This window comes from Pseudoxanthomonas koreensis (assembly GCF_041890415.1).
In the GTDB taxonomy this organism is placed as follows: domain Bacteria; phylum Pseudomonadota; class Gammaproteobacteria; order Xanthomonadales; family Xanthomonadaceae; genus Pseudoxanthomonas; species Pseudoxanthomonas koreensis_A.
In genome coordinates this window covers 2,424,991-2,450,668 of the sequence record NZ_CP169056.1, presented here as the reverse complement: position 1 = coordinate 2,450,668, position 25,678 = coordinate 2,424,991, and the positions used below count along the sequence as shown (strand labels likewise).

Below are 25,678 nucleotides of genomic sequence, written 5' to 3'. Positions count from 1 at the left end.
TAGGAGCCGGCCTTGCCGGCGACCGCGGGACGTCTTCAGGCATTTGCGAAGTCACGCCCGAGGGACGCTCCTGCAAGGAGCGTCCACGCCTGTCGGCAGCACATGCACCGTGCAGGCCCGTGGTCACGCCGCGTCTTGCACTTCTCCGCCTGCGTCGATCAGGAACCGCGCGCGCTGCCTGCCGTAGTAGAACGTCGCCCGCCAGGTGCCGGCGTCTTCGCCGGTGCCGCGCTCGCACAGCACCGAGACCTTGCCGTCGGCCATCAACTGGCGGAACGCGTCCACCTCCAGGCCGAGCCTGTCGGCGACCAGCGCGCCGTCGATTTCCGGTGATTGGGTACTCGTGTCCATGCCTGCATGCTCGGCCGGGCATCGGGTGCGTGCATTGACCTGGGTCAGTTCCCGGTTTTGCAGTCATCCGGGGGCAGGGCCGGGTGCGTGCGGTGGCGTGCAATCCCGCGTTGGAACGATGCGGCCCACCGGTGCGACCAATGGCATGCATGGCGTTGGCCGCACGGCCCATGGTTGCGCAAGGGTTCATGCCGGGGGCCGGTGCGGGGATCGGCTTGGCCGATAATGCAGGTCCATCCCGATGATCCTGCCCATGAGCCCCGACGACCTGCCACTGAAGGCGCTGCTGTTGCCGTTTGACGATGGCGTGCTGCCATGGCCGCCACAGGGGCGCATCGTGTTCCTGCGTGCGCGCGCCGGCTGGCCGCTGCAGCGCCATCCTCTTACCGCGCTGGTGGCCGAACAGAGCCTGCGCCCGTTGGCCGATGCCCTGCAGCAAGCCGGCGTGGACGTGCACCCGCACCTGGACGACGGCCAGTCCGCCGCGCTGGTGCTGGTGTTGCCGCCGCGCCAGCGCGATGAGGCACGCGCGTTGTTTGCCCGTGCCGTGGCGATGGCCGGCGCGGGTGCGCGGGTGGTGGTGGCCGCCGCCAACGACGAGGGTGCCCGTTCGCACGAGCGCGACCTGCAGGCACTGGCCGGGCTGGATGGCTCGCTGTCCAAGTTCCACTGCCGGGTGTTCTGGACGCCGCCGCTGGCCGGCGCGCACGACGCGGCGCTGGCCGCGCAATGGCGCCTGGCCGATGCCCCGCGTCCGATCCTCGACGGGCGCTTCAGCAGCCGCCCGGGAGTGTTCGCCTGGGACCGCATCGATCCGGCCTCGGCGCTGCTGGCCGCGCAACTGCCCGCGAGCCTGGCCGGGCGTGGTGCCGACCTGGGCGCCGGCTGGGGCTATCTGGCCGCCGAGGTGCTGGCGCGTGCGCCGGGCGTGCGGGCCCTGGACCTGTACGAGGCCGAGGCGCGCGCACTGGATCTGGCGCGCAGCAACCTGTCCGCCCCGACCGGCACCACGCTGGGTTTCCACTGGCACGACGTGACCACCGGCCTGCCTGACGACGGTTACGACTTCATCGTCAGCAATCCGCCGTTCCATGCCCACGACCGCGGCGACCGGCCCGGCCTGGGCCAGCGCTTCATCGAGGTTGCCGCGCAGGCGCTGCGTCCGGGCGGTCGGCTGCTGCTGGTCGCCAATCGCCACCTGCCGTACGAGGCCACCCTGGCCCGCGCATTCACCGGGGTGCAGGTGCTGGCCCAGGGCGGTGGCTTCAAGGTGGTCGAGGCACTGAAGGGCGGCGCATCGCAGGAGCGGGCGCCAAGGGAGCGCGCGCCGAAGGAATGGGGATCGAAGCAGCGTGCCGCCCGCGAGTGGGGATCGAAGGAGCGCGCCCGTTGAGCAAGTCGATGAAGCTGGTCAAGCACCTGGCCAACCTGGGCTATGGCAGCCGCAAGGAGGTGGCATGGATGTTCCGCGAGGGCCGCGTCACCGATGCGCAGGGCGAGGTCCTGTATGCGGACGATCCGCTGGACCACGCCAACGTGCGAGTGGACGGTGAGCCGCTGGACCCGCCGCCGGGGCTGACCGTGATGCTGCACAAACCGGCTGGCCATACCTGCTCGATGAAGGACCCCGGGCGCATCGTGTTCGACCTGCTGCCGCCGCGTTTCCGGTTGCGCAGCCCGGCGTTGTCCACGGTCGGCCGCCTGGACCGCGACACCACCGGCCTGCTGCTGCTCACCGACGATGGTGCGCTGCTGCACCGGATCGTGTCGCCCAAATCGAAACTGGCCAAGGTCTACGAGGCCGAACTGGCGCAGGACCTGCGTGGCGACGAGGCCGCGCTGTTTGCCAGTGGAACCCTGATGCTCGAATCGGAAACCACGCCGCTGCTGCCGGCACGCCTGGACGTGCTTGGCCCCCGCCGTGCGCGCCTGGTGCTGCACGAGGGCCGTTACCACCAGGTGCGGCGCATGTTTGCCGCCGCCGGCAACCACGTGCAGGCCCTGCATCGCCCGCAGGTCGGCGGCCTGGCCCTGGACGACCTGCCAGAGGGCCATTGGCGGGTGCTCGATGCCGCCGACCTGGACCGCCTGTTTTCCCCGGAGTTGCCGTGACCGCCGTCGCTTTCCCCGCACCGCTGCCATTCTTCCCGCAGGCGGTGATCTTCGACATGGATGGGCTGATGCTCGACAGCGAGCGCGCCATCACCGATTGCCACGCACAAGCCGCCGCAGCGCTGGGCCATGACTTGCCGCCGGACTACTGGCTGCGGATGGTGGGCACCGGCGATGCGGCGTGCCGGACCATGCTGGTCGAGCGCCTGGGCGAGGCCGCGGCCGACGCATTGCTGGCCCATTCGGGCAAGTTGTACGACGCCCGCGTAGCCGCCGGCATCCCGCACCGGCCCGGGATCCTGCCGCTGCTGCACTGGTTGCAAGCCCGCGGCGTACCGCGCGCGGTGGCTACGTCCACCCGCCGCCCGCTGGCCATGTACAAGCTGGACAAGGCCGGCCTGCTGCCGTTCTTCGCCGCGGTGTGCACCAGCACCGACGTGTTCCACCCCAAGCCCGAACCCGACGTCTACCTGCTGGCTGCGCAGCGGCTTGGCGTGGCGCCGGCGCAATGCCTGGTGCTGGAGGATTCGCCGACCGGCGTGCGCGCCGCGCTGGCGGCCGGCATGACTGCGGTGCAGGTGCCGGACCTGGTGGCGCCCGATGCCCAGGTGCGCGCGCTGGGCCACCGCATCGTCGCCTCGCTGGACGAAGCCCAGCGGCTGCTGGCCGCGCAGCTGCCAGCGCCGTGAATGCGTAGATGCATGGCCGCCCAGCCTGCCGCTGCATTGGACCGGTGATCTCCAACCTATGTGCTCCAGCGCGTGATCGGCGACTGGCAGCGGTTCCACAACCACCGGCGCCCGGACCCGGCATTTAATGAAGACACCCGGCGAGGCGCATGCTTTAGCGACCTGACCTGTGCAGGAACCGCTCGGTCAGCACAGTCGCGCCCGAGGGCGCTCCTACGGGGGCGTGGGTGTAGGAGCGGCCTTGGCCGCGATGGCGGGATGTGCGGGAGGCGGTCGCGCCCCAGGGCGCTCCTGCGGGAATGGCTTCCGTGGGCGTGCATGCGGCGTGGTCATCGCCATGGCCTACAATCTGCGCGTGCTCCGTTCCCGCCACCTCCACCGCTCGATGACCCGGCTGGCATTGCTGGCCGTGCTGCTGCTGGCGCTGGCGCCGTCGGTCAGCCGTGCGCTGTCGGCCGGCAGTACCCAGGTGCTGGCCGGCTGGTCGGAGCTGTGCACGACCATGGGCCTGCAACTGGCGCCCGCTCCGGCACGTGCGCTGGCGGGCGATCCGCTGCCGGCGCCAGGCGTTGGCGACCTTTGCGATTACTGCCCGCTGGTGGCCTCGCTGGCCATGCCGCTGCCGCCGCCGGCAATGCTGTCGGCGGCCTGGTCACGCCATCGCCATCTGGCCCTGCCGCCGGCACCGCGCCTGCGGGTGCTGGTCAATCCGCGCGGCCTTGGCAGCCGCGGTCCGCCCAGCCTGCCCTGAACCACGCCGTCCTTCCGTGACCTGCGCGGCCTCCCGTGCCGCGCCTGCGTGCTTTGGAGCATCCATGTCCGTCCGTCTTCCTGCGGCGCCGCGCGCGTCGCGTCCGCCGGTGGCCGATCCGGCCGCCGCTGCGCCTGCCGGCAACCGCGCCGGCGACCTGCGCCGTCGCGCATGGCGCTGGCATTTCATCGCCGCACTGCTGGTGATCCCGTTCGTGCTGTGGCAAGCGGTCACCGGCACCTTGTACCTGTGGTCCGAGCACTGGGTCGATCAGCGGCATCCGGACCTGCGCTTTGTCGAACCTGCGGCGCAATCGGTGCCGCTCGATGCACAGGTGGGTGCCGCGCGCGTGTTCCATGCCGGCCGCGCGGTGACCGGCGTGGTGGTGCGGTCCGACCCGGCGCGCAGTACCCAGGTGGTGTTGGGCGGCGCGCATGGCCTGCCAGTGGCGGCCTTCGTCGATCCCCACCGCGGCGTGCTGCTGGGCAGCCTGGAAGGCAGCGCCTGGCCGGTGGGCTGGACGCGCAGCCTGCACGGTGGCTGGCCACTGGGCGATGCGGGCAGCTGGCTGCTGGAGATCGGCGCGTGCTGGACCATCGTGATGGTGCTCACCGGCCTGTACCTGTGGTGGCCGCGCGACGGGCGCGGCTGGCGCGCACTGCTGCCGCGCGTGGGTCGTGGCCGCTGGCTGTTCTGGCGCGACCTGCACGCATGCGTGGCGGTGTGGTTTGCGCTGCTGATCGTGCTGTTCCTGTGCACGGCGCTGCCGTGGACCAGCTTCTGGGGCGGGACCATGCTGCCGGCGCTGGAGTCGGCGGTGGGACAGCAGGCACCGCGCGCGGCCGGGTTTGCGCCGGTGTTCGCCGGCGGCAGCGGTGCGCAGGTGCAGATGCCGTTGCAGGCCATGCTGCGGCAGGCACGTGCGCGCGGCATGGATGGCGACCTGCTGTTCCACATGGTCGATGGCCCGCCCGGTTCGGCGGTGTCGGTGCGCGAGTTGGGCCGCGGTGGGCAGCAGCGCTACCTGTTGCTGGACCGTGGCGATGGCGGCGTGCTCGAACATGCCGATCGCAGCCTGCTTCCAGGCATCGCCCGCGCAGTGGCGGCCGGGGTGGACATCCACGAGGCGGAGTATTTCGGCCGGGTCGGGCCATGGATCAATACCGGCTTTGCCCTGGCCCTGGCGTGGCTGTGCATCACCGGGGCGATGGCGTGGTGGCGACGGCGTCCGCCAGGCGCGCTGGGCGTGCCGCCCGCACCGCAGCAGCCCTGGCCGTGGGGCTTGCGGGTGGCGGCGCTGGTGATGTTCGTGACATTGCCGCTGCTGGCGGCCTCGGCGTGCGTGCTGTGGCTGGGTGAGCGCCTGTGGCTGGCACGGCCTGCGGCGGGGCCACACGCATGAGCCTGCCTCCCATGCCTCCCATGCCTCTCGTAGATGCGAACATTCCGTGCGGCGCGGCCGTGCACGTGCGCACGCCGCGCCGGTGGCGGGCGTGGCACGCAAGCCTGCGCACCGTGGCCTTCGCGCCGGCAATGGCCGTGGCCCTGGCCGCGCCTGCCGCAGGTGCCGAGGACATGCTTGCCGATCCGGCCACCCTGGACGCGGTGCAGGTGCAGGGTGACGGGGCTGCGTTGCGGGCCGAGCAGTCGCTCACGCCCGGCGGCGTGACCGTGGTGGATGGCCGCGACTTCGATGCGCGCAACGTCACCAACATGGCCGATGCACTGCGTTACGTGCCCGGCGTGTGGGCCAGCAGCGGCACCGGTGGCGATGCGGTCTTCATTTCCAGCCGTGGCTCCAACCTGGACGCGACAGGCTACGACGGCAACGGCATCAAGCTGTTCCAGGACGGCCTGCCGGTTACCACCGCCGACGGCAACAACCACAACCGCTTCCTGGATCCGCTGGCGGCCCGCCATGCGGTGGTGGCCCGCGGCGCCAATGCGCTGACCTACGGCGCCAGCACCCTGGGCGGGGCAATCGACTTCATCGCGCCGACCGCGCGCAACAGCGCGCCGGGCGAACTGTCGCTGGACGCCGGCAGCCACGGGCTGCGCGCCGGGCGACTCACTGCCGGCGGCGTGTCCGCCACGCTCGACGGCCAGGTCAGCCTCGAGGCCCGCCAACGCGACGGCTACCGCGAGCATGCGCGGCAGCAACGTGCCGGCATGCATGCCAACCTGGGCTGGCAACCCACGGCGGCATTCGGCCTGCGCGTGTATGCCAGCCACGTGGACAACGACGAGGAACTGGCCGGGCCGCTGACCCGCGCCCAGTTCGATGCCGACCCCTACCAGGCGCAACCGGCGGCGGTGAGCGGCCACTACCAGTTGAACGTGCGCAGCAGCCGGCTGGCCGCCAAGGCCAGTTGGCAGATCGATGCGCGCAGCCGCCTTGAGGTGGGCCTGTCCTGGGAGGACCAAGCGCTCTACCACCCGATCGTGGACAAGGTGATGGTCGATTTCGACGGGCCCGGCCCGCTGCAGCCGGTCGAGGTGTTCAGCCTGCTGCGCCAGGCCGACCAGCGCACCTGGGGAGGCATGCTCCGCTACCAGCGCCGCAGCGGCGACCACGACCTGCTGGCCGGGATCAACCTGGCCGACACCCGCGAGCAGGGCGGCAACTTCCGCAACGATGGCGGCCGCCGCAATGGCCGCAGTACCTTCGCCGACAGGCACGCCGGTAGTGCCGAAGTGTTCGTGGTGGACCGTTGGACGTTCGCGCCCGGCTGGACCCTGGTCTATGGTGCGCAGGCGGTGGCCGCCACGCGCGACGTGCGCAGCGTCGATGCGGCAAGCGTCGATGCGGCAAGCGGCGCGGCGTCGCGCGTGCGCGCCGACTACAGCGCGATCAACCCGCGGCTGGGGGTGATCCGGGCACTGGCGCCGTCCAGCGAACTGTTCGCCAGCGTCAGCCGCCTGTACGAGGCGCCCACCAGTTTCGAGCTGGAGGATGACGTGCGCGGCGACGGCATTGCCCTGGATGCCATGCATGGCGCGGTGGTCGAGGTGGGCACGCGTGGCCGCATGCAACTGGCGGGCGAGGGGTCATGGCATTGGGACGTGGCGGCGTACTACGCACGCATCGGTGACGAGATCCTGTCGGTCGAGGATCCGGCCGCGCCGCGTACAAGCCTGTCGGCCAACATCGACCGCACCGTGCATGCGGGGGTCGAGGCACTGGCCGGGGCCAGCCTGCCGTTCGGCGGCGGCATCCACCGGATCGAGCCACAGGTCAGCGCCAGCTGGAACGCGTTCTCGTTCGATGGCGATGCGGTGTACGGTGACAACGACCTGCCCGCCGCGCCCCGCTACGCCATCCGCGGCGAGCTGATGTACCGGCATGCCGATGGACTGTTCGCCGGCCCGACCTTCGACCTGGTCGGTGCGCGCCATGCCGATTTCGCCAACACCTACCGCGTGCGCGCGCATCACCTGCTGGGGCTGCGGGTGGGCATGGAGCGTGCGCGCTGGAGCGTGTTCGGCGAGCTGCGCAACCTGCGCGATGCGCGCCATGTAGGCATGCTCACCGTGCGCGACCGTGCCGGCATCGGCGATGCACTGCTGCATGCCGGCGAACCGCGTTCGCTGTACCTGGGCGCACGCATCCGGTTCTGAAGGCGCGCCCGGCGCCGATGCCGGGCATGCCATCCATCGCGCGGGCATCGCGCCCGCGCAACCTGCTTGAACATGAAGGAGTACCACGCGATGAAGAAGATGATGTTCACCGCCCTGCTGGCCATTGTTGTCGTGGCCGGCTGCGCCCGGCACGACCACCAGCGTGCCGGCGACATGGAAATATCGGTGGCCTGGTCGCGGGCCACGCCGCCGGGCGCACCGGTGGCCGGCGGCTTCGTGACCTTGCGCAACCGCGGCACCGCCGATGAGCGCCTGCTTGCGGTGGAAACGGACGCGGCGCAGCGGGTGGAGATCCACGAGGTGCGCCACGAGGGCGACGTGGCCCAGATGCGGCAGATGGACGCCGGCCTGCCGGTGCCCGCCGGCCAGACCGTGGTGCTGGAGCCGGGCGGCTACCACCTGATGTTCATCGGCCCGCAGGTCGCGTTCGAAGAGGGCGCCCGGGTGGCGACCACGCTGGTGTTCGAGCATGCCGGCCGGGTGCCGGTGGAGTTCGAGGTCAGGGCCCTGGCCGCCACCGGGGCGGAGGCCGGCCACGCGCATCACTGAGCGCCCCGCGGCCCGCGTTGCCGGCGGTTGCGCGCGCCCGGCCGCTAGCTGCTGCTGCCGCCTTCAAACAGCCGGCGCCAGCCGTCGTGGCCCAGCTGGCGCAGGGTGGCGTAGTTGCGTTCGACGATGACGTCCGCGTCCGGGTAGGCGTCCACCGCCCGGCCCACGCTGTCCTCGCGCAGCAGGTGCAGGATCGGCCAGGGCGCGCGGTTGCTGTAGTTCTCGATGTCGTCCGGCGCCGAGTCGGCGAAGCGGTAATCGGGGTGGAAGCTTGCCACCTGCAGCACGCCGTCCAGCTCCAGCGCTTCCACCAGCGCGTCGGCCTGGTCCAGGAAGTCGTTGTAGTCCAGGAAGTCCTGCAGCACGTGCGGGTGCACCAGCAAGGTGGTGTCGGTCTGTTCGGCCGGGGTGTCGCGCAGGTGCAGGAGCTCCTCGCCCAGTTGCGCCAGCAGCTGCTCCGGGCTGGTGGTGTCGGTGGACACGATGCGCACCTGGTCCTTCACGTACACCGCCTTGGCGAACGGACACAGGTTCAGCCCGATTACCGCCAGTTCCAGCCAGCGCCGGGTGGCGGCCAGCACCGCGTCCGTGCCGGGGTCGATCGCGCCGTTGTGGCGGGGTTCGTTCATCGTGGCCGGCTTCAGTCGCGGAAGTTGTCGAACTGCAGCGGGATGCCGAAGTCGGCCTTGCGCAGCAGCGCGATGGCGTCCTGCAGGTCGTCGCGCTTCTTGCCGTTGACCCGCAGCTTGTCGCCGTTGATCTGGCTGTCGACCTTGAGCTTGGCGTCCTTGAGCGCGGACTGGATCTTCTTGGCCGTCTCGCGCTCGATGCCCTGCTTGATGGTGACCTTCTGCCGCGCGCCGGCCAGGTTGGTCTCCACGTCGCCGAACTCCAGGCAGCGGATGTCGATGCTGCGCGCGGTCAGCCGCTGCTTGAGGATGTCGGTCATCTGCTTGAGCTGGAAGTCGCTGGGCGCGGACTGCGACACCACGTTGTCCTCCAGCGCGAATTTGGCGTCCACGCCCTTGAAGTCGAAACGGGTGGTCAGCTCGCGGCTGGCCTGGTCGACCGCATTGGTCAGCTCATGGGTGTCGACTTCGGAGATGACGTCGAAAGAGGGCATGGCGGGCTCCGGCAGTAGGCAGCCCGCATTCTAGCCCTGCGGGCCTGTACGGGTGCGCCGCCGTGGCCGGAGGCCTGCGCGCGGCCCGGCAGCCCGCAGCAGTGATAATGCGCCGATGCCGCCCGCCGTCGCCCCGCATCGTTCACCGCTGGTTGCCGCCGGCTGGATGGTCGCGGCCATCGGCGGCTTCTCGGTGATGGACGCCGGCCTGAAGCTGCTGGTGACGCACTATCCGCCGCTGCAGGTGACCCTGCTGCGCGGCGCCGCCTCGCTGCCGTTCGTGCTGGCCTGGGTGCTGGCCACCGCCGGCCCGCGCTCGCTGCTGCCGGTGCGCTGGGGGCTGCACCTGGTGCGCGGCGTGCTGGGGCTGGTGATGATCGGCTGCTTCGTGTTCGCGTTGCAGGACCTGCCGTTGTCCACCGCCTACACGATCTACTTCGTCGCACCGCTGCTGGTGGCGGCGCTGTCGGTGCCGCTGCTGGGCGAGCGGGTGGGCCCGCGGCGCTGGACCGCGATCGGGATCGGCCTGCTGGGCGTGATCGTGGTGCTGCGTCCGGGCGTGGACGGCTTCATCTCCCTGCCGGGGCTGCTGGTGCTGCTGGCGGCCACGGCATACGCGTTTGCGGCGGTGTCGGTGAGCCTGCTGGCGCGCAGCGACACGCCGCAATCGATCGTGGTCTGGTTCCTGGCACTGATGGTGCTGGGCGCCGGGCTGGCGGCAATCCCCGGCTGGATGCCGCTGCGCTGGGAGCATGCCGGGCTGATCCTGGGCATGGGCCTGGCCGGCGCGTTCGGGCAGGTGGCCCTGACCCATGCCTTCATGCGCGGTGATGCCTCGCTGGTGGCGCCGCTGGAGTACACCGGCCTGGTCTGGGTGATCTGCTGGGACTGGCTGCTGTGGCGCAGCCTGCCGGACGCGTTCACCTGGGCCGGCGCGGTCATCATCATGGCCAGCGGCCTGTACCTGCTGCGCCGGGACCGCACCGTCGGCACCGGGCGGACGCCGCCGATCGACCACTCCTGAGCCGCGGCCGGGTGCAACCGCCGCAGCCGCCCTCGCAGCCGCCCTCGGCATAGGCCGGTGGCCTGCGCATCGCCGCTGCGCTGCATCCGGGTTAGCCTTGTGCCAGGTCAAGGGGAGTGGGCCGATGGGGTTGGGATTGGTGGGCAGGCGGCTGGCGCGGTTCCTGGCCACGCCGCGGCCCGAGTACGGACGCGGCCCGAGCAGCCGCCGTGAACTGGTGGTGGCGGCGCTGCGCCGTGGCGACGTGCTGCTGGTGGAAGGCACCAGCCGCTTCGCCGGCGCGATCAAGTACCTGACCCAGTCGACCTGGTCGCACGCGGCGCTGTGCATGGGGACCCCGGGAGACGAAGCCGAGCCGCAGTTCGTCGACGTGGACGTCAACGACGGCGTGCGCACCGTGCCGCTGGCGGAGTTTGCCGGGCTGCACCTGCGCATCTGCCGCCCGGTGGGCCTGGGCGCGGCCGAGATCGACGCGGTGGTCGGGCACATGCTGGACCGGCTGGGCCACAGCTACGACCTCAAGAACATCGTCGACCTGGCCCGCTACCTGGTGCGCCAGCCGCCGCTGCCGGACCCGATGAAGCGGCGCATGCTGGCGCTTGGCAGCGGCGAACCCACCCGGGCGATCTGTTCGACCCTGCTGGCGCAGGCGTTCGAGGCGGTGCGTTACCCGATCCTGCCGGAAATCGAGCTGCTCGACGTGCGCACCACCCACGGCCAGCGCATGCGCGAGGAAATCCTGCACATCCGCCATCACAGCCTGTACACGCCGCGCGATTTCGATGTCTCGCCATTCTTCCAGGTGGTCAAGCCGCGGCTGGAGGCCGGCTTCGACTATCGCTCGCTGGTGTGGGCCGATCCGGCGTCGGTGCCGCAACCGGCCTGACTGGAACGCCGCCATGTGCCGGCTGCGGCGCGGTCCCCGGCCCGGCGGGCACACCCGCAACGCGCCCTGGCGCATGGCTTTCCGGGAATGGTCACGCTGGAAACATGTTGCGCGGCAATGCCCGCGCGGCCGCATCGGCGCGCGCAGAGGTTGGCGGGGGGGCGTGGACAGACCACAATAGGGAACTCTCTTACCCACGCACGAACGCCGGAGCCTGGCATGGCCGAAATCAAGGAAGCGCGCGTCCCCGACATCGGGGATTACAGCGATGTCCCCGTCATCGAGATCCTGGTCGCCGTCGGCGACACCGTCAGCCAGGACCAGGGCCTGATCACGCTGGAGTCGGACAAGGCCACGCTGGAAGTGCCCGCGCCGTTCGCCGGCGTGGTCAAGGAGCTGAAGGTCAAGCTGGGCGACACCCTGTCCGAAGGCGGCGTGGTGGCGCTGATCGAAGTTGCCGATGGCGGCGCGCCGGCCAAGGCCGAGCCGCCCAAGGCCCCGGCCGCAGCAGCGCCCGCAGCGCCGGTGAAGTCCGCCGAGACCGGTGAGCGGGTCGAGCCGGTGGCCGTGGCCGCGCAGCCGGACAAGCTGGCGCAGCGCGAGATCGTCCACGCAGCGGCGCAGCCTGCCGCGGGCGCAGCCGCCCCGCGTACCCCGCCGGTGGAGTTCAACGCCGATGGCGTGATGCCGGACAAGGTGCCCTACGCAACGCCGGCGGTGCGCCTGTTCGCGCGCGAGCTGGGCGTGGACCTGTTCCAGGTCAAGGGCAGCGAGCGTGGTGGCCGGATCACCCGCGAGGACGTGCAGCGCTACGTCAAGGCCGCGCTGGCCGGCGGCGCGCCGGCCGCGGCGGGTGCCTCGGCCGGTGGTGGCAACGGCCTGAACCTGCTGGCCTGGCCGAAGGTGGATTTCAGCAAGTTCGGCGAGGTCGAGACCCGGCCGCTGTCGCGGATCAAGAAGATCTCCGGTGCCAACCTGGCGCGCAACTGGGCGATGATCCCGCACGTTACCCAGTTCGAGCAGGCCGACATCACCGAGCTGGAAGCGCTGCGCGTGCAGATCAACAAGGAGCAGGAGAAGAGCAAGTCGGGCATCAAGCTGACCATGCTCGCGTTCCTGCTCAAGGCCAGCGCCGCGGCGCTGAAGCAGTTCCCCGAGTTCAACGCCTCGCTCGATGCCAGCGGCGAGAACCTCACCCTGAAGAAGTACTGCCATGTGGGCTTTGCCGCCGACACGCCCAACGGGCTGGTGGTGCCGGTGATCCGCGACGTGGACAAGAAGGGCGTGCTGCAGGTGGCCCAGGAAATGGGCGAGCTGGCCAAGAAGGCGCGCGACGGCAAGCTCGGCCCGGCCGACATGAGCGGCGGCTGCTTCTCGATCAGCTCGCTGGGCGGCATCGGCGGCACCGCGTTCACCCCGATCATCAATGCGCCGGAAGTGGCCATCCTGGGCGTGTCCCGCTCCTCGATGCAGCCGGTGTGGGACGGCAAGCAGTTCGTGCCACGCTTGAGCCTGCCGCTGTCGCTGAGCTACGACCACCGCGTGATCGACGGCGCCGCCGCCGCGCGCTTCACCAGCTACCTGGCACAGGTCCTCGCGGACATGCGCCGGGTGCTGCTGTAAGGAGGCGCGGGCATGGCGAACACGATCGAGGTGAAGGTCCCGGATATCGGCGATTACTCCGATGTGCCGGTGATCGAAGTGCTGGTCGCCGTTGGCGACACGGTGAGCAAGGACCAGGGCCTGGTGACCCTGGAGTCGGACAAGGCCACCCTGGAAGTGCCGTCCACCGTTGACGGCGTGGTCAAGGAAATCAAGGTCAAGCTGGGCGACACGCTGTCCGAGGGCAGCGTGGTGGTGGTGCTGGACGTGGCAGGCGCCACGCCTGCCTCCGCGCCGGCCGCCGCCGCACCTGCTCCGGCCGCCGCACCCGCTGCTGCTCCCGCGCGTGCGGCGCCTGCAGCGGCGCCTGCAGCGGCGTCGGCGTCAGGCAGGGTCGAGGTCAAGGTGCCCGACATCGGCGACTACAGCGGCGTGCCGGTGATCGAAGTGCTGGTCAAGGTCGGCGACACGGTCAGGAAGGACGAGGGCCTGGTCACGCTGGAATCGGACAAGGCGACGATGGAAGTGCCTTCGTCGGCCGATGGCGTGGTCAAGGAGGTCAAGGTCAAGCTGGGTGACTCGCTGTCCGAGGGCGACGTGGTGGTGGTGCTGGAAAGCGCCGGTGCGGCCGCCGAGGCCGGGCACAAGCCGCCCGTGGTTCCCTCGCACCGCGCCCCGGCCGAGCCGCCCGCGCCCAAGCCCGCGCTGGGCACCGGCAAGCCGGCCGACATCGAATGCCGCATCGTCGTGCTCGGCTCCGGCCCCGGCGGTTACACCGCCGCGTTCCGCGCCGCCGACCTGGGCCTGGACACTGTCCTGATCGAGCGCTACGCCAGCCTCGGCGGCGTCTGCCTCAACGTCGGCTGCATCCCGTCCAAGGCGCTGCTGCACTCGGCCGCGGTGATCGAGGAAGCCGCCCATGCCGAAGAGTGCGGCATCGAGTTCGCCGCGCCGAAGATCAACCTGGACAAGCTGCGCGGCTACAAGGAAAAGGTCGTCGGCCAGTTGACCAAGGGCCTGGCCGGCATGGCCAGGCAGCGCAAGGTGCGCACGGTGCAGGGCGTGGGCAAGTTCGTCTCCCCGCACGAGCTGGAGATCACCGGCAACGACGGCAAGACCCAGCTGCTGCGCTTCGAGCAGTGCGTTATTGCTGCGGGCTCGCAGGCGGTGAAGCTGCCCAACTTCCCGTGGGACGACAAGCGGGTGATGGACTCCACCGACGCCCTGGACCTGGCGGAAGTGCCCAAGTCCCTGCTGGTCGTCGGCGGCGGCATCATCGGCCTGGAAATGGCCACCGTGTACAGCGGCCTGGGCGCCAAGGTCACCGTGGTCGAGTTCATGGACCAGCTGATGCCGGGTGCCGACAAGGACCTGGTCAAGCCGCTGGCCGACCGCCTGAAGAAGCAGGGCATCGAGGTGCACCTGAAGACCAAGGCCGCCGGCGTGAAGGCGGAGAAGAAGGGCATCACGGTGACCTTCGAGTCGGCCACCGAAGGCCAGAAGCCGGCGCTGGAATCGGGCACCTGGGATCGCGTGCTGGTGGCAGTGGGCCGCGCGCCCAACGGCAAGAAGATCGACGCCGAGAAGGCCGGCGTGCAGGTCAGCGACCGCGGCTTCATCGCTGTCGACCGGCAGATGCGCACCAACGTGCCGCACATCTTCGCCATCGGCGACATCGTCGGTAACCCGATGCTGGCGCACAAGGCCACCCATGAGGGCAAGCTGGCCGCCGAAGTGGCTGCCGGTGAAAAGAAGGAGTGGGTGGCGCGGGTGATCCCGTCGGTGGCCTACACCAGCCCGGAGATCGCCTGGGTCGGCGTGACCGAAACCGAAGCCAAGGCCAAGGGCCTGAAGGTCGGCGTGGGCAAGTTCCCGTGGGCGGCCAGCGGCCGCGCAATCGGCATCGGCCGCACCGAAGGCTCGACCAAGCTGATCTTCGACGAGGCCACCCACCGCATCATCGGCGCGGGCATCGTCGGCGTGCATGCCGGCGACCTGATCTCCGAGCTGGCCCTGGCCATCGAGATGGGCGCCGAGGCCGGCGACATCGGCCACACCATCCACCCGCACCCGACCCTGGGCGAGACGGTGGCGATGGCGGCCGAGGTCTACGAAGGCACCATCACCGACCTGTACATCCCGAAGAAGAAGTAGGGGCCGGTCTTGCCGGCCACCCCATGGATGCCATGGGGCCCGGCGCCCGGTCACATGCAGGCGTCGCGCATGGCGGCCGCCGGCAACCGTGCCCCGTTTGTGGCCCCCCGCCAGGGGCCGCAAGCGCCAGCGGTCCGGCCACGTTGCCCCTGAAACGGTTGCGCCGCGGGAATCAGGCTGTTATCAATGGCTTCGTGAATACGCAGCGCGCCCCTTTTTATTCCTGGTTCTACTTTCTGAAGCCACCGGCGGAGGAAGGGGTACGCGCGTTCTGAAGTTCGAACACCGGAACACACCCCTGAAAACCGCCAGACGCACTGGCGGTTTTTTTTTCGCCAGTCTCCGGCGGGAAGCACGTACAACGCAACGCCCAAGGAGCATCCCTCATGGCCCCCAATACCGATGACCTGCGCATCCGCCGCATCGACGCACTGGCACCGCCGGCGCAGTTGATCGCCGAGTTGCCCTGCACCGAGCAGGCTTCCGAAACCGTGGCCGATGCCCGGCGCGCGTTGCACCGCATCCTGCACGGCCAGGACGACCGCCTGGCGGTGGTGATCGGCCCGTGCTCGATCCACGACCCGGTGGCGGCAATGGATTACGCGCGGCGCCTGCGCCCCCTGCGCGACAGCCTGGGCGACGCGCTCGAAATCGTGATGCGGGTGTACTTCGAGAAGCCGCGCACCACGGTGGGCTGGAAGGGGCTGATCAACGACCCGGACCTGGACGGCAGCTTCAACATCAACAAGGGCCTGCGCCTGGGCCGCGCGCTGCTGCGCGACATCAACCTGCTGGGCCTGCCCGCCGGCTGCGAGTTCCTGGACACCATCTCGCCGCAGTACATGGCCGACCTGGTGGCATGGGGCGCGATCGGCGCACGCACCACCGAGAGCCAGATCCACCGCGAGATGGCCTCGGGCCTGTCGTGCCCGGTGGGCTTCAAGAACGGCACCGACGGCAACGTGCGCGTGGCTGCCGAGGCGGCCATGGCCGCTTCCCACCCGCACCATTTCCTGGCCGTCACCAAGGATGGCCATTCGGCCGTGGCGGCCACCACCGGCAACCCCGACGGCCACGTGATCCTGCGCGGCGGCAAGACCCCCAACTTCGATGCGGCCAGCGTGCAGGCGGCCAGCGAAGTGCTGGCCAAGGCAGGGGTGGCGCCGCGATTGATGATCGATGCCAGCCACGCCAACAGTGGCAAGGACCCGGACCGGCAGCCTGCCGTGGTGGAAGACATTGCCGCCCAGGTCGCCGGCGGTGACCGGCGGATCATCGGGGTGATGATCGAAAGCCACCTGGTCGGTGGTCGCCAGGACCTGGTGGACGGCAGTGCGCGCGTCTACGGCCAGAGCATCACCGATGGCTGCCTGGACTGGGAGACCTCGGCCAAGGTGCTGGAGCAACTGGCTGCGGCCGTGCGCCAGCGCCGCGCCCGCGGCGGCGACAGCGTCGCTGCCTGAGCCGACCCGGAACAGCAGGGCCGGCCGCGCCGGCCACGCATGACCGGTCCGGCCAGGCGGGTGGGTTGCGTGATAACCGCCAAACTGAACCCTCCGGTGTTGTTTTGCAGTGCAGCGTGCAAGGTGCTGACACGTCCTTCACGATGGCCCTGCATCCCGACGTGGGGGAGGGAGCAGGCCCGCTGGCAGTTCGCTGCAAGCGGGCTTTTTTGTGGGCGCTTTCCGGGGGAGGCCGGGTACAGGCCCTGACCGTTCAACGGGCACCGGACTGTTTCGGGTAGTAGGCTTCAAGGATCATGTGAAATGGAGCCTTCCATGCCCGCTGTGCCACCGCCTCCGGTCCCGCAGAAGCTGCGCGAGATGCTCGAGGACTATCCGGAGCATATCGAGCGCTTGAAAGAGGCCCTGGATGAGTACGCGAAGAAGATCTTCCATCTCATGCCATTTGACGGTGCCATCTGGGCACTCGAGGGCAGGCTGGAGGCCTTCTACTCCGAGGCCCACGCCGAACTCCAGGCGGCCGAGGCCAGTGGTGATGTGGCAGCAATCGAACTGGCGAAGGCGAAGCGGACATTGATGTCTCGCGCCTGCTCCAAATACGCCTGGCTTGGTCAAGATGATGGTTTTCGTGATTATTTCGAGGGCAGTCGGAAGGCCTGCGAATGAAAGATCCCGACTCCCGTCTCGATCTCGAAACGCATGCCCGGGCTTTCGCGGAAGATGTTCTCCCCGGAAGCAGGTTCAGCCCGAGACCGTAGGCCATGCAAGAGGAATGTCATGCCTTCTCCACCACCGCCGCCGGTCCCGCAGAAGCTGCGCGAAATGCTCGAGGACTATCCGGAGCATATCGAGCGCTTGAAAGAGGCCTTGGATGAGTACGCGAAGAAGATCTTCCATCTCATGCCATTTGACGGTGCCATCTGGGCAATCGAGGGCAGGCTGGAAACCTTCTACTCCGAGGCCCGTGCCGAACTCCAGGCGGCCGAGGCCAGTGGTGATGTGACAGCAATCGAGCTGGCGAAGGCAAAGAAACTTCTGATGGGGCGTGCGCGTTCCAAATCCACCGGAGGCGGAATGCTCGATCTGGACGGGCTTTGGAACTACTTCGAGACGAACAAGTACGCATTCCGATGAACATGCCAGGCGATCATTCTGGCGGGTCAGCCCGGAGCCGGTAAGGGTGGGTTCCTGCGCATGTTGCCTTGTTGCACAGCGGGCCTGCGGCAAAAGATGCCGGGTCGAGGGAAGTCTAAGCGCGAAGTGGGGCAGGTACAGGTCATTCGCCCAGTCGGCAGCGACCGTCCTGGGCTTACAATGGGCTCTAAAGATCATGTGAAATGGAGCTTTTCATGCCCTCTGCGCCCCTGCCTCCGGTGCCGCAAAAGCTGCGCGAGATGCTCGAGGACTATCCGGATTGTGTCCAGCGATTGCAGGAATCCCTGGGCAGATATGTAGGCAATCCTTCCTGTCGAGACCCGTTTAGAGGTGCGATTTTGGAGCTTCAAGGGACGCTGGAAGCCTTGTCCGCAGAGGCTGGCAATGAACTTGCCGCCGCCGAAGCCGCCGGCGATACGGGAATGATCGGCAGCGCATCCAAGAAGGGTCACCAGCTATTTACTGCGGGGTGGTTCGTCTTCGAGATGGTGGATATGGATGACCTTTGGGAATATTTCCGGGCGAACAAGGGCGCTTTCAAATGAGCGCTCCTGCGGATCAGCTGGGCCAAGGATGGCATGAGCGCATTTTCGTTGATGAGGTTGTGCCCAAGAGTGGGCTTGGCCAGGCCATTTCTCAGGAGCGGCCTAAAGCGATCGTCCTCGGGGGACAGCCTGGGGCAGGCAAAGGTGGTTTGGCGGACGCAGCACGGATTGAGCTTGCCAATGATGTAGTAATGATCGACCCGGATGAGCTCAGGGAGTATCACCCCGGCGCCAATGAATTTCGCAACGCCAACCCCTATACGTGGTCCGGTCGCACCCATGCTGATGCGGCCGGATGGGCCGATGAACTACGCGATGCCGTCGTGGCCGGTCGCAAGAATTTTGTTTTCGACACTACCCTTAGTAATGGGGGGTGGGCCTCGGAACTGATCCATGATCTCCAGGCCAAAGGCTACGAGGTGGAAGTACGGGTAGTCGCTGCCCATAAGTTGGAAAGCGAGCTTGGAGTAGACCAGCGCTTTACCAACAAGCTGGACGAATTGGGCCACGGTCGCTACGTCCCCGCCGGCGCCCGCGACGCGATCCACGACAGGCTGCCGGGCAGCCTGGACATGATCCGCGAGCGCACGGACGTGCCGATTCGCATCTTCAGCCGGGAGGGCGTGGAACTGTACGACAGCCGCACCGACGCGCGGCTGCCGGGCGCGGCGCTGGAGGAGGCGCGCGAAGCGCGCCTGCGCGACCCGAAGCTCACCCGCAGCCTCAGCCAAGGCTGGCAGGACCAGCAGGCCTGGCATCGCGAACTGCCGGAGGCCCTTCCGCGCAATCACAACGTGACGCCGGACACGGCGCAGCGGTTGCTGACCGAACGAAGCACACTTCACGTCGTCGATGGTGTCGCCAGCTCCACCAGGCAGGTCACGCATATCGATTTCACCGCCCGTGTTCGGCCCAATGCCATCCGGGCAGTCGGTGTCGCTGGAGTGGCAGTGACCGCCTACGACGCGGCCGACACTGCTCTGGATGCGGCCCGCCTGCGCGGACAGGGCAACGACACTGCCGCGCAGGCGCGGATCGAGCGCTTTGCCGTCCAGAACGTAGCCGGCTGGAGCGGTGCGGCGGCCGGTGTGGGTGGCGGCGCACTGGCCGGCGTGAAAACCGGCCCCGGCCTGCTGGTCACGGGCGCGCTCGGCGGTGTCATCGGCGCGGTGGCTGGCGACAAGGTGGCCGACTGGTGGGACGAGCGCAAGATCTTCCGCCAGCAGGGGCCGTTGGGTCAGGTCTGGACCGCCGATCCCGATCATCCGCAGAAGGGCTGGACGGTCACTATCCCGCCGCTGCCCGGGGCGCCACGCGGCCGTACGCTCACCGCCGATGCCGCGCTGTCGGACCGGCTCGACTTCCAGGCCAGCGCCACCGCGATCGAGCTTGCCCTTGGCAAGCCGCCACGTAACCGCGATCCCTATCGACTGCCCGTGGATGCGACGGATGTCGGCCAGGCCGGCCCCTTTGAACTGCAGCGAACATGGGAGCGCGTTCCCGCCACGGGAGTCTGGAGGCAGGCGATCGACCAGAGCATCGACCGCATCCCGCTTACCCGCTACGAGCCAGCAAGTGCGCAGCGGGCCGAACAGCTCGAGCAGCAGTCACAGTCTGTCATCGCACAGAACGCTACCCAGACCCCTGCTGCCATGGCCGCGCGGTTCAAGGCCACGTATGAGCGCAGTGGCTGGGCGCAGTACGGGCCATTGCCTGACCCAGTGACCGAAGCATTGCGCAATCCGGGCCGGATCGTCGGCTCCGACGGCGTGATGTACGAGCGCAATCCATTGGGACAGTGGATGGATGACGGTTTGCTGTGGAACAGCCCGGCCAAGGGCAACCTGCCCGACGAGCTGGAGGCGACCTATCGGCGGCAACAGGCAGATGCCCGCATCCCGACACTGGAGCCGGTGCGTGTGACCGCGCCTCCCGTCAGTGAAGGTCCCACCGCGGCTCATGACCCGAACATGGCGCGGTTCCTGGAGGCGCTGGGTACCGGGGACGAGCAGGGCATGCGCGAATCGTCGATTGCATTTGCCGAATCCGCACGTGGCCGGCAGATCGAGATCGATGCCGAACAGCGGGCATGGGACCGGCAGCAGCGACTTCCAGGCCGTGACCACCGGTTGTTCACCGATGCATTGGGCGCGCTGGAGCGGATGGGCCCCGAGGCGGGCGGATATCTGGACCGTCTGCAGATGGAAGGAATGGCTGGCGCCTTGGCTTCCCAGGCGCGCAAATACCAGATGCCGGCAATCGACGAGGTCGTGCCCAGCCAGGACGGGAAGCACCTGATGGCGACATGGAAGCATCCGCGCCACGCCGCACTCGACTGCTACTGCACTGTCGATCGCATCCAGGCAGGCACGCGCCCGCTGGGGCAAAGCCTTGAGGAACTGGCGGCCGAGGCGCGGCGCCAGGAGGCGCAGGCGACACGCGACCGGTCGCCGGCCCCGCAGGAACTGGGCCTGTCATGATGACCATGCCTGCCATGGAAACATCAACGTGAGTGGCACGATGCCCGATGGCCTGGACCAGGTCACCGTCAGCCTGGGCAGGCTGCACACGCTGGTCGCCGACCTCCAGCACCAGGCAGCGGACTGCCGGCAGCAGCTGCATGCAGCCCGCGAGCGGGAGGAGGCCCAGTTCCGGCAGTCGATGGATGCCATGTTCCAGGAACACCGGCGACGGATGGAGCTGGCGCTGCGTCCAGCGATCGTGCGCGCGTGGCAGGTCGTGGCAGCGGCCGCCGGCGTCCTCATACTCATGTTCGCCGGCAGCCTGCTGCTTCTGAAGCAGGCCAATGAGCGGTTGAGCGCGGCCCAGGCACGTGCCGAAGCGGCAGAGGTGGACGCGCAGGTGCAGGAAGCCGCGCGGCATGTGGAGATCAGCTCGTGCGGGGGGCGCCCATGCATCCGGATCGACCGTAGCGCTGCGACGTGGAAGAGCGAAGGGCGCGAATACGTCCTGGTTGGCGACTGACCGCGCTCCTGTGGTCACCCCTGGGTGCATGCCACAATCGGCGCCATGGATGCCCCGACGCCGCCTTGCCCCCAGGACGCCGAAGCCCTGCGCCGGCGCTGCGCCGAACGGGCGCTGTCCACGCTGACCACCGCTTCGTCGTCGCATGCGGCGTTGCTTGAGAATCCGGGCTTGCGCGACCGCATTGCCCGGGTGGCGCTTGCCAGTGACTTCGCCATCGACACCCTGCGCCGGCAGCCCGCCCTGCTCGAACACCTGGCCTTCGACGATCCGCCGCCCATGCCCGAGCCGGTGCTGGATCCGCAGCAGCCCACGGCCTGGCCGGCGCAGTTGCGCCTGTACCGCACCGCCGAGTCCACCCGCCTGATCTGGCGTGACGTGCTTGGCCTGGATGATGTCGACGCCACCCTGGCCGGCACCACGCGCCTGGCCGAAACCTGCCTGCGCCTTGCCCTGGACGCGCTGGAGCACGAGTTCGCGCAGCGCCATGGCGTGATCCGCGCCGCCGACGGCAGCGTGCAGCGCCTGGTGGTGTTTGCACTGGGCAAGCTGGGCGGTGGCGAACTGAACTTCTCGTCCGACGTGGACCTGGTCTACGCCTATCCGCGCGACGGCCAGTCCGATGGCCGCCGCACCCTGGCCGCCGAAGACTACTTCGCACGACTCGGGCAGCAACTGGCCCGGCTGCTGGACGAACCGACCGCCGACGGCTTCTGCCACCGCGTGGACCTGCGCCTGCGCCCATTCGGCAATGCCGGCCGGGTGGCGTGGTCGTTCGCGGCCATGGACCAGTACTTCCAGCGCGAGGGCCGCGACTGGGAGCGCTATGCCTGGCTCAAGGCCCATGCAGTGGCCGGCGACACCGATGCCGGCCAGGCCTGGCTGGAGACGCTGCGCCCGTTCGTCTATCGCCGCTATCTGGACTACACCGCGCTGGACGGCCTGCGCACGATGAAGGCGGCGATCGTGGCGGAGATGCAGCGCCGCGACATGGCCGACGACCTCAAGCGCGGGCCCGGCGGCATCCGCGAGATCGAATTCCTGGTGCAGTCGCTGCAGTTGATCCGCGGCGGCCGCGAACCGGCGCTGCGCGAGCGCCGCCTGCTGCCGGCGCTGCAGGCGCTGATGGAGGCCGGGCAGGTGGCCACCGCAGACGGGCAGGCGCTGGCGCGCTGCTACCGCTTCCTGCGCCGGCTCGAGAACCGGGTGCAGATGCTGCGCGACGCCCAGACCCATGCCGTGCCACAGGATCCGGACGACCGCCTGCGCCTTGCGCTGGCGCTCGGCTACGACGGCTGGCCTGCGCTGGAGCGGGACCTGGCTGCGTGCCGCGCAGAGGTCTCGGCCGAGTTCGATGCATTGCTGGTGCCGCGTCGTGGCCAGTCCGCCCCGGATGCGCTGGGCGGCTACTGGCGTGCGCTTCCGGCGGCCGGCCAGCCGCAAGTGCTGGCGCAGGCCGGGTTCCTCGACGCCGATGGTGCCGATGCGGCGTTGCGCGATTTTGCCCGTGGCAACGGCGTGCGCGCACTGTCCGATTCCGCGCGCGCGCGCCTGGACCGGGTGGTGCCGGCGCTGCTGTCGGCCGCTGCCCGCTCGGCGCAGCCGGACGCCGCGCTCAAGCGCCTGCTCGGCCTGCTGCAGGCGATCCTGCGCCGGGCCAGCTACCTGGCCCTGCTCGATGAGCAACCCAGTGCCCTGGCGCGGCTGGTGGACGTGCTCGCCCGCAGCGCACTGCTGGCCGAGCGGATCGCCGCCTACCCGTTGCTGCTGGACGAACTGCTCGACACCCGGGTGGCCGGCCCGCTGCCCGACACCGACGCGCTGCAGGCGGCCTGCGCGAGTGCGGTGCACGCCGTGCACGATGACCCGGAGACGGCGCTGCGCGCGCTCAACGAGGTGCGCCTGGCGCTGAGTTTCCGGATCGCACTGGCTGCGCTGGACCGGCGCCAGTCCGCGGTGGACGGGGCGCGCCAGTTGGCCGCGCTGGCCGACGCGGTGGTGGTGCAGGTGCTGGACATGGCCGCCGCCGAGGTGCAGGCCGCGCACGGCGCGCTGCCGGGCGGGCGCTTTGCGGTGATCGGTTACGGCAGCCTGGGCGGGCGCGAGCTGAGCTTCGGCTCGGACCTGGACCTGGTGTTCCTGTACGACGCCGACGGCGCTGCAGTGTCCGACGGAGCCAGGCCGCTGGAGCCGGGGCGCTGGTACGCACGCCTGGCGCAGAAGATGGTGGCCCTGCTCGGTGCGGTGACCAGCGCCGGGCGCCTGTACGAAACCGACATGCGGCTGCGCCCGGACGGTGGCAAGAGCCTGCTGGTATCCACGCTGGCCAGCTATGGCGACTACCAGATGCAGCGCGCCTGGACCTGGGAACACCAGGCCCTGGTGCGCGCCCGCGCGGTGGCCGGCGATGCGGCGTTGTGCGCCGATTTCGAGCAGGTCCGCGCGCAGACGCTTGCGCGCCCGCGCGACCGGCAGGCGCTGGCCGACGACGTCAGCCGGATGCGCCAGCGCATGCGTGCCGAACTGGACCGCGGCGATGCGGCGCGCTTCGACCTCAAGCAGGGCGCAGGTGGCCTGGTCGACCTGGAGTTCCTGGTGCAGTACGGCGTACTGGCGCAGGCGGCGGAGCACCCGGCCTTGCTGCAGCCGCGCGATACGCCCGCCATCGTCACCGCGCTGGCGGCAACGGGCTGGCTGGCGCCGGAGGATGCGGCCGCGCTGGGGGATGCCCATGCCAGCCTGGTGGAGGCCGGCCTGGGCTGCACCCTGGATCGCCGCCCGCGCCTGCTGGCCGAGGATGCGGCGGTGGCCGCCGCGCGTGCAGCGATCGCCCGCGCCGTACAGGGCCACGGGCTGGATTTCGAGCCGCCGCAGGCGCCGGCCTGAGCCCGGTCGCGGGTTTGCCGGCGGCGCGGGCGCGACGGGCGCTTCGTGCAGTTTCCGGAAATCCGTGCGCGCGCAGGCCGTTACGCGCGCGGCAGGCCAAGCCGCTGCCGCACCTGCGCGGCCACGCGCGCGGTCTCGCGCAGCGGTTGCACATCGAAGTACGGCAGGCCGGCGTCGGCTTCGCGGACGCGGCCGGAGGCGAGCAACCCGTCCAGGAACCGGCGCAGGCGCCCGCCTGCGCACGTCGGGTCGAGCACGAACACCGGCGCCTGGGTGGCGCAGGCTTCGGACAGCATGTTCACCGAGTCGGCCGTGCACACGATGCGGTCGGCCCATGCCAGCAGCCCGGGGTAGGGGTTGGGAACCTGTCCATCCCACGCCAGGCCGGAGATGCCATCCACCGCATCGCGCACGGCGGCGGCCACGCTCGCCGGGGTGCGTCGCGACACCGTGGCCAGCAGGCTGCCGCCGCTGGCCTGCACGTGGGCGCGCAGGGCGGTGAGCTGGCTGCGCAGCCGCCGTGGCGTCCACGGCGCGTGCCGGGTCGGCCCGCCCACCAGCAGCGCGACCCGGGGTTGCGGCAACGCCTGCAGGTGCGGGTGCGCGACGGCGGCTGCGGCCAGCCAGTCCGCATCCACCGGATGCAGGCTGCCATGCATCGTGACCACGTTCGGGCCGCGCAAGGCATCGTGCTCGGGCACGATCACCAGGTCCCAATGGCGCGGATCGACCCTCGGATCCAGGATCTGCACCGCCGCCACGCCGCGCTCGCGCAGCATGCGCGTGGCCAGCGCGCCCTGGCGGCCGCAGCCGATGGCCAGGGATGGTGGCAGCGGCTGCGCGAGCATCTGCGCAAATCCAGGGCCGAACGCGCGCTCGGCACCCGGCAGGCGACGCGGCGCCAGCCACCGCCACGGCCTGGCCGGCAGCAGCGGCGGGGTGCTGGCGGCGGCGTGCAGGGCGTGCGCCAGCGCCTGGGCCTGGCGCAGGTTGCCGGCGTGGCCATCGGTGAGCAGCCAGGCCCATAGGGGAGTTAATTGTTCCATAAATGATGCTAATTAGTTTCGTGACGGCATGTTTTTATCGCCACTGCAACACTCTACACTTGGCTCCAGATCATTCCCATGGCTGCGACGGTGCAGCCTTCCTTCCATCGATTGCTCAGGAATCCCGCATGTCCCCGCCCCTGAACGATGCCGCCCTGGACCAGTTGTTCCGCAGTGCCCGCACCTACAACGCCTTCAGTGGCGAGGTCGACGATGCCACCCTGCGCCAGCTCTACGAGCTGCTCAAGTGGGGCCCGACCGAGGCCAACACCACGCCGGCGCGTTTCCTGTTCGTGAAGTCGGCGCAGGCCAAGGCGCGGCTGGGTCCGGCGCTGGACCCGGGCAATCACGCCAAGACCATGGCCGCCCCGGTCACAGTCATCATCGGTCGCGACGAGGATTTCCACGACAAGCTGCCCTACCTGTTCCCGCACACCGATGCCCGCGCCTGGTTCGACGGCCCCCGCGCCAGGCGCGAGCGGCCTTCGCTGCGCAACATGTCGCTGCAGGCCGGCTACCTCATCATGGCCGCGCGTGCGCTGGGCCTGGACGCCGGGCCGATGACCGGCTTCGACCATGCCAGGGTCGATGCCGAGTTCTTCGCCGGCACGTCGATCAAGTCCGACATCCTGGTCAACCTTGGCCGCGGCGATCCGGCCAGCATCCATCCGCGTTCGCCGCGACTGCCGTTCGACGAAGCTGCACGCATCGAGTAATC

General features: G+C 69.6%; 23 protein-coding genes. 19 read left to right on the top strand and 4 right to left on the bottom strand.

What is annotated here, in order from left to right:
* Nucleotides 1–123: 123 nt before the first annotated feature.
* Nucleotides 124–351: a DUF6522 family protein gene (locus ACEJ41_RS11185; protein WP_374012347.1), complete on the bottom strand. Its 228-nt coding sequence runs from the start codon at nt 349–351 to the stop codon at nt 124–126.
* 253 nt (nt 352–604) lie between these two features.
* On the opposite strand from ACEJ41_RS11185, the gene ACEJ41_RS11180 reads away from it, so the two are divergent.
* The 7 genes from ACEJ41_RS11180 (at nt 605) to ACEJ41_RS11150 (ending at nt 8,091) form a co-directional block, all read left to right on the top strand.
* Complete coding sequence (locus ACEJ41_RS11180) at nt 605–1,744, top strand: methyltransferase (RefSeq protein WP_374012346.1); 1,140 nt, start codon at nt 605–607, stop codon at nt 1,742–1,744.
* An 8-nt stretch (nt 1,745–1,752) separates the two neighbouring features.
* Complete coding sequence (locus tag ACEJ41_RS11175; protein WP_374014130.1) at nt 1,753–2,463, top strand: pseudouridine synthase; 711 nt, start codon at nt 1,753–1,755, stop codon at nt 2,461–2,463.
* Complete coding sequence (locus ACEJ41_RS11170) at nt 2,460–3,152, top strand: HAD family hydrolase (protein ID WP_374012345.1); 693 nt, start codon at nt 2,460–2,462, stop codon at nt 3,150–3,152. The genes ACEJ41_RS11175 and ACEJ41_RS11170 overlap by 4 nt, the downstream gene beginning before the upstream one ends.
* 355 nt (nt 3,153–3,507) lie before the next feature.
* Nucleotides 3,508–3,903, top strand: coding sequence for a DUF2946 family protein (locus ACEJ41_RS11165; RefSeq protein WP_374012344.1), 396 nt, complete (start codon nt 3,508–3,510; stop codon nt 3,901–3,903).
* A 64-nt stretch (nt 3,904–3,967) separates the two neighbouring features.
* On the top strand, nt 3,968–5,305 hold the full coding sequence (locus tag ACEJ41_RS11160) for a PepSY-associated TM helix domain-containing protein (RefSeq protein ID WP_374012343.1): 1,338 nt from the start codon (nt 3,968–3,970) through the stop codon (nt 5,303–5,305).
* Between the two features lie 131 nt (nt 5,306–5,436).
* Nucleotides 5,437–7,521 (top strand): TonB-dependent receptor family protein, encoded by a 2,085-nt coding sequence (locus tag ACEJ41_RS11155; protein WP_374012342.1) that lies wholly within the window; start codon nt 5,437–5,439, stop codon nt 7,519–7,521.
* A 72-nt stretch (nt 7,522–7,593) separates the two neighbouring features.
* The gene (locus ACEJ41_RS11150) at nt 7,594–8,091 is read left to right on the top strand and encodes a copper chaperone PCu(A)C (RefSeq protein WP_374014129.1); all 498 of its coding nucleotides are present in this window, start codon (nt 7,594–7,596) and stop codon (nt 8,089–8,091) included.
* A 44-nt stretch (nt 8,092–8,135) separates the two neighbouring features.
* On the opposite strand, the gene ACEJ41_RS11145 is transcribed toward ACEJ41_RS11150, so the two are convergent.
* Both ACEJ41_RS11145 and ACEJ41_RS11140 read right to left on the bottom strand, forming a co-directional pair.
* Nucleotides 8,136–8,720, bottom strand: a complete 585-nt coding sequence (locus ACEJ41_RS11145) for a DUF1415 domain-containing protein (protein ID WP_374012341.1) — start codon at nt 8,718–8,720, stop codon at nt 8,136–8,138.
* Between the two features lie 11 nt (nt 8,721–8,731).
* On the bottom strand, nt 8,732–9,214 hold the full coding sequence (locus ACEJ41_RS11140; protein WP_374012340.1) for a YajQ family cyclic di-GMP-binding protein: 483 nt from the start codon (nt 9,212–9,214) through the stop codon (nt 8,732–8,734).
* A 115-nt stretch (nt 9,215–9,329) separates the two neighbouring features.
* Here ACEJ41_RS11140 and ACEJ41_RS11135 point away from each other — a divergent pair, with 115 nt between their 5' ends.
* The 11 genes from ACEJ41_RS11135 (at nt 9,330) to glnE (ending at nt 23,914) form a co-directional block, all read left to right on the top strand.
* Nucleotides 9,330–10,238: a DMT family transporter gene (locus ACEJ41_RS11135; protein WP_374012339.1), complete on the top strand. Its 909-nt coding sequence runs from the start codon at nt 9,330–9,332 to the stop codon at nt 10,236–10,238.
* A gap of 124 nt (nt 10,239–10,362) precedes the next feature.
* A complete protein-coding gene (locus ACEJ41_RS11130) occupies nt 10,363–11,124 on the top strand; it encodes a YiiX/YebB-like N1pC/P60 family cysteine hydrolase (protein ID WP_374012338.1) in 762 nt (253 codons plus the stop codon).
* A gap of 219 nt (nt 11,125–11,343) precedes the next feature.
* A complete protein-coding gene (aceF, locus tag ACEJ41_RS11125) occupies nt 11,344–12,747 on the top strand; it encodes a dihydrolipoyllysine-residue acetyltransferase (protein WP_374012337.1) in 1,404 nt (467 codons plus the stop codon).
* A 12-nt stretch (nt 12,748–12,759) separates the two neighbouring features.
* Nucleotides 12,760–14,880, top strand: a complete 2,121-nt coding sequence (gene lpdA, locus ACEJ41_RS11120; protein ID WP_374012336.1) for a dihydrolipoyl dehydrogenase — start codon at nt 12,760–12,762, stop codon at nt 14,878–14,880.
* Nucleotides 14,881–15,266: 386 nt separating this feature from the next.
* Nucleotides 15,267–16,343, top strand: coding sequence for a 3-deoxy-7-phosphoheptulonate synthase (locus tag ACEJ41_RS11115; protein WP_374012335.1), 1,077 nt, complete (start codon nt 15,267–15,269; stop codon nt 16,341–16,343).
* 303 nt (nt 16,344–16,646) lie between these two features.
* Complete coding sequence (locus ACEJ41_RS11110) at nt 16,647–17,009, top strand: hypothetical protein (RefSeq protein ID WP_374012334.1); 363 nt, start codon at nt 16,647–16,649, stop codon at nt 17,007–17,009.
* 111 nt (nt 17,010–17,120) lie between these two features.
* Nucleotides 17,121–17,477 carry a hypothetical protein gene (locus ACEJ41_RS11105; protein WP_374012333.1) on the top strand — a complete coding sequence of 119 codons (357 nt, stop codon included), beginning with the start codon at nt 17,121–17,123 and terminating at the stop codon, nt 17,475–17,477.
* A gap of 215 nt (nt 17,478–17,692) precedes the next feature.
* On the top strand, nt 17,693–18,043 hold the full coding sequence (locus ACEJ41_RS11100) for a hypothetical protein (protein ID WP_374012332.1): 351 nt from the start codon (nt 17,693–17,695) through the stop codon (nt 18,041–18,043).
* Nucleotides 18,040–20,523 carry a zeta toxin family protein gene (locus ACEJ41_RS11095; RefSeq protein ID WP_374012331.1) on the top strand — a complete coding sequence of 828 codons (2,484 nt, stop codon included), beginning with the start codon at nt 18,040–18,042 and terminating at the stop codon, nt 20,521–20,523. The genes ACEJ41_RS11100 and ACEJ41_RS11095 overlap by 4 nt, the downstream gene beginning before the upstream one ends.
* Nucleotides 20,524–20,563: 40 nt before the next feature.
* Nucleotides 20,564–21,028, top strand: a complete 465-nt coding sequence (locus ACEJ41_RS11090) for a hypothetical protein (RefSeq protein ID WP_374012330.1) — start codon at nt 20,564–20,566, stop codon at nt 21,026–21,028.
* Between the two features lie 45 nt (nt 21,029–21,073).
* Nucleotides 21,074–23,914: a bifunctional [glutamate--ammonia ligase]-adenylyl-L-tyrosine phosphorylase/[glutamate--ammonia-ligase] adenylyltransferase gene (gene glnE, locus ACEJ41_RS11085; protein WP_374012329.1), complete on the top strand. Its 2,841-nt coding sequence runs from the start codon at nt 21,074–21,076 to the stop codon at nt 23,912–23,914.
* An 80-nt stretch (nt 23,915–23,994) separates the two neighbouring features.
* Here glnE and ACEJ41_RS11080 read toward each other — a convergent pair whose 3' ends face one another.
* Nucleotides 23,995–24,960: a mitochondrial fission ELM1 family protein gene (locus ACEJ41_RS11080; protein ID WP_374012328.1), complete on the bottom strand. Its 966-nt coding sequence runs from the start codon at nt 24,958–24,960 to the stop codon at nt 23,995–23,997.
* 128 nt (nt 24,961–25,088) lie between these two features.
* Between ACEJ41_RS11080 and ACEJ41_RS11075 the strand changes: the two genes are divergently transcribed.
* The gene (locus ACEJ41_RS11075) at nt 25,089–25,676 is read left to right on the top strand and encodes a malonic semialdehyde reductase (protein ID WP_374012327.1); all 588 of its coding nucleotides are present in this window, start codon (nt 25,089–25,091) and stop codon (nt 25,674–25,676) included.
* Nucleotides 25,677–25,678 lie beyond the last annotated feature (2 nt).

Bases quoted from the DNA above. Each gene is read 5' to 3' on its own strand.
- ACEJ41_RS11185 (WP_374012347.1), bottom strand. From the start codon at position 351: ATGGACACGAGTACCCAATCACCGGAAATCGACGGCGCGCTGGTCGCC.
- ACEJ41_RS11180 (WP_374012346.1), top strand. From the start codon at position 605: ATGAGCCCCGACGACCTGCCACTGAAGGCGCTGCTGTTGCCGTTTGAC.
- ACEJ41_RS11175 (WP_374014130.1), top strand. From the start codon at position 1,753: ATGAAGCTGGTCAAGCACCTGGCCAACCTGGGCTATGGCAGCCGCAAG.
- ACEJ41_RS11160 (WP_374012343.1), top strand. From the start codon at position 3,968: ATGTCCGTCCGTCTTCCTGCGGCGCCGCGCGCGTCGCGTCCGCCGGTG.
- ACEJ41_RS11155 (WP_374012342.1), top strand. From the start codon at position 5,437: ATGGCCGTGGCCCTGGCCGCGCCTGCCGCAGGTGCCGAGGACATGCTT.
- ACEJ41_RS11150 (WP_374014129.1), top strand. From the start codon at position 7,594: ATGAAGGAGTACCACGCGATGAAGAAGATGATGTTCACCGCCCTGCTG.
- ACEJ41_RS11145 (WP_374012341.1), bottom strand. From the start codon at position 8,720: ATGAACGAACCCCGCCACAACGGCGCGATCGACCCCGGCACGGACGCG.
- ACEJ41_RS11140 (WP_374012340.1), bottom strand. From the start codon at position 9,214: ATGCCCTCTTTCGACGTCATCTCCGAAGTCGACACCCATGAGCTGACC.
- ACEJ41_RS11135 (WP_374012339.1), top strand. From the start codon at position 9,330: ATGCCGCCCGCCGTCGCCCCGCATCGTTCACCGCTGGTTGCCGCCGGC.
- ACEJ41_RS11130 (WP_374012338.1), top strand. From the start codon at position 10,363: ATGGGGTTGGGATTGGTGGGCAGGCGGCTGGCGCGGTTCCTGGCCACG.
- aceF (WP_374012337.1), top strand. From the start codon at position 11,344: ATGGCCGAAATCAAGGAAGCGCGCGTCCCCGACATCGGGGATTACAGC.
- lpdA (WP_374012336.1), top strand. From the start codon at position 12,760: ATGGCGAACACGATCGAGGTGAAGGTCCCGGATATCGGCGATTACTCC.
- ACEJ41_RS11115 (WP_374012335.1), top strand. From the start codon at position 15,267: ATGGCCCCCAATACCGATGACCTGCGCATCCGCCGCATCGACGCACTG.
- ACEJ41_RS11110 (WP_374012334.1), top strand. From the start codon at position 16,647: ATGGAGCCTTCCATGCCCGCTGTGCCACCGCCTCCGGTCCCGCAGAAG.
- ACEJ41_RS11105 (WP_374012333.1), top strand. From the start codon at position 17,121: ATGCCTTCTCCACCACCGCCGCCGGTCCCGCAGAAGCTGCGCGAAATG.
- ACEJ41_RS11100 (WP_374012332.1), top strand. From the start codon at position 17,693: ATGCCCTCTGCGCCCCTGCCTCCGGTGCCGCAAAAGCTGCGCGAGATG.
- ACEJ41_RS11095 (WP_374012331.1), top strand. From the start codon at position 18,040: ATGAGCGCTCCTGCGGATCAGCTGGGCCAAGGATGGCATGAGCGCATT.
- ACEJ41_RS11090 (WP_374012330.1), top strand. From the start codon at position 20,564: ATGCCCGATGGCCTGGACCAGGTCACCGTCAGCCTGGGCAGGCTGCAC.
- glnE (WP_374012329.1), top strand. From the start codon at position 21,074: ATGGATGCCCCGACGCCGCCTTGCCCCCAGGACGCCGAAGCCCTGCGC.
- ACEJ41_RS11080 (WP_374012328.1), bottom strand. From the start codon at position 24,960: ATGGAACAATTAACTCCCCTATGGGCCTGGCTGCTCACCGATGGCCAC.
- ACEJ41_RS11075 (WP_374012327.1), top strand. From the start codon at position 25,089: ATGTCCCCGCCCCTGAACGATGCCGCCCTGGACCAGTTGTTCCGCAGT.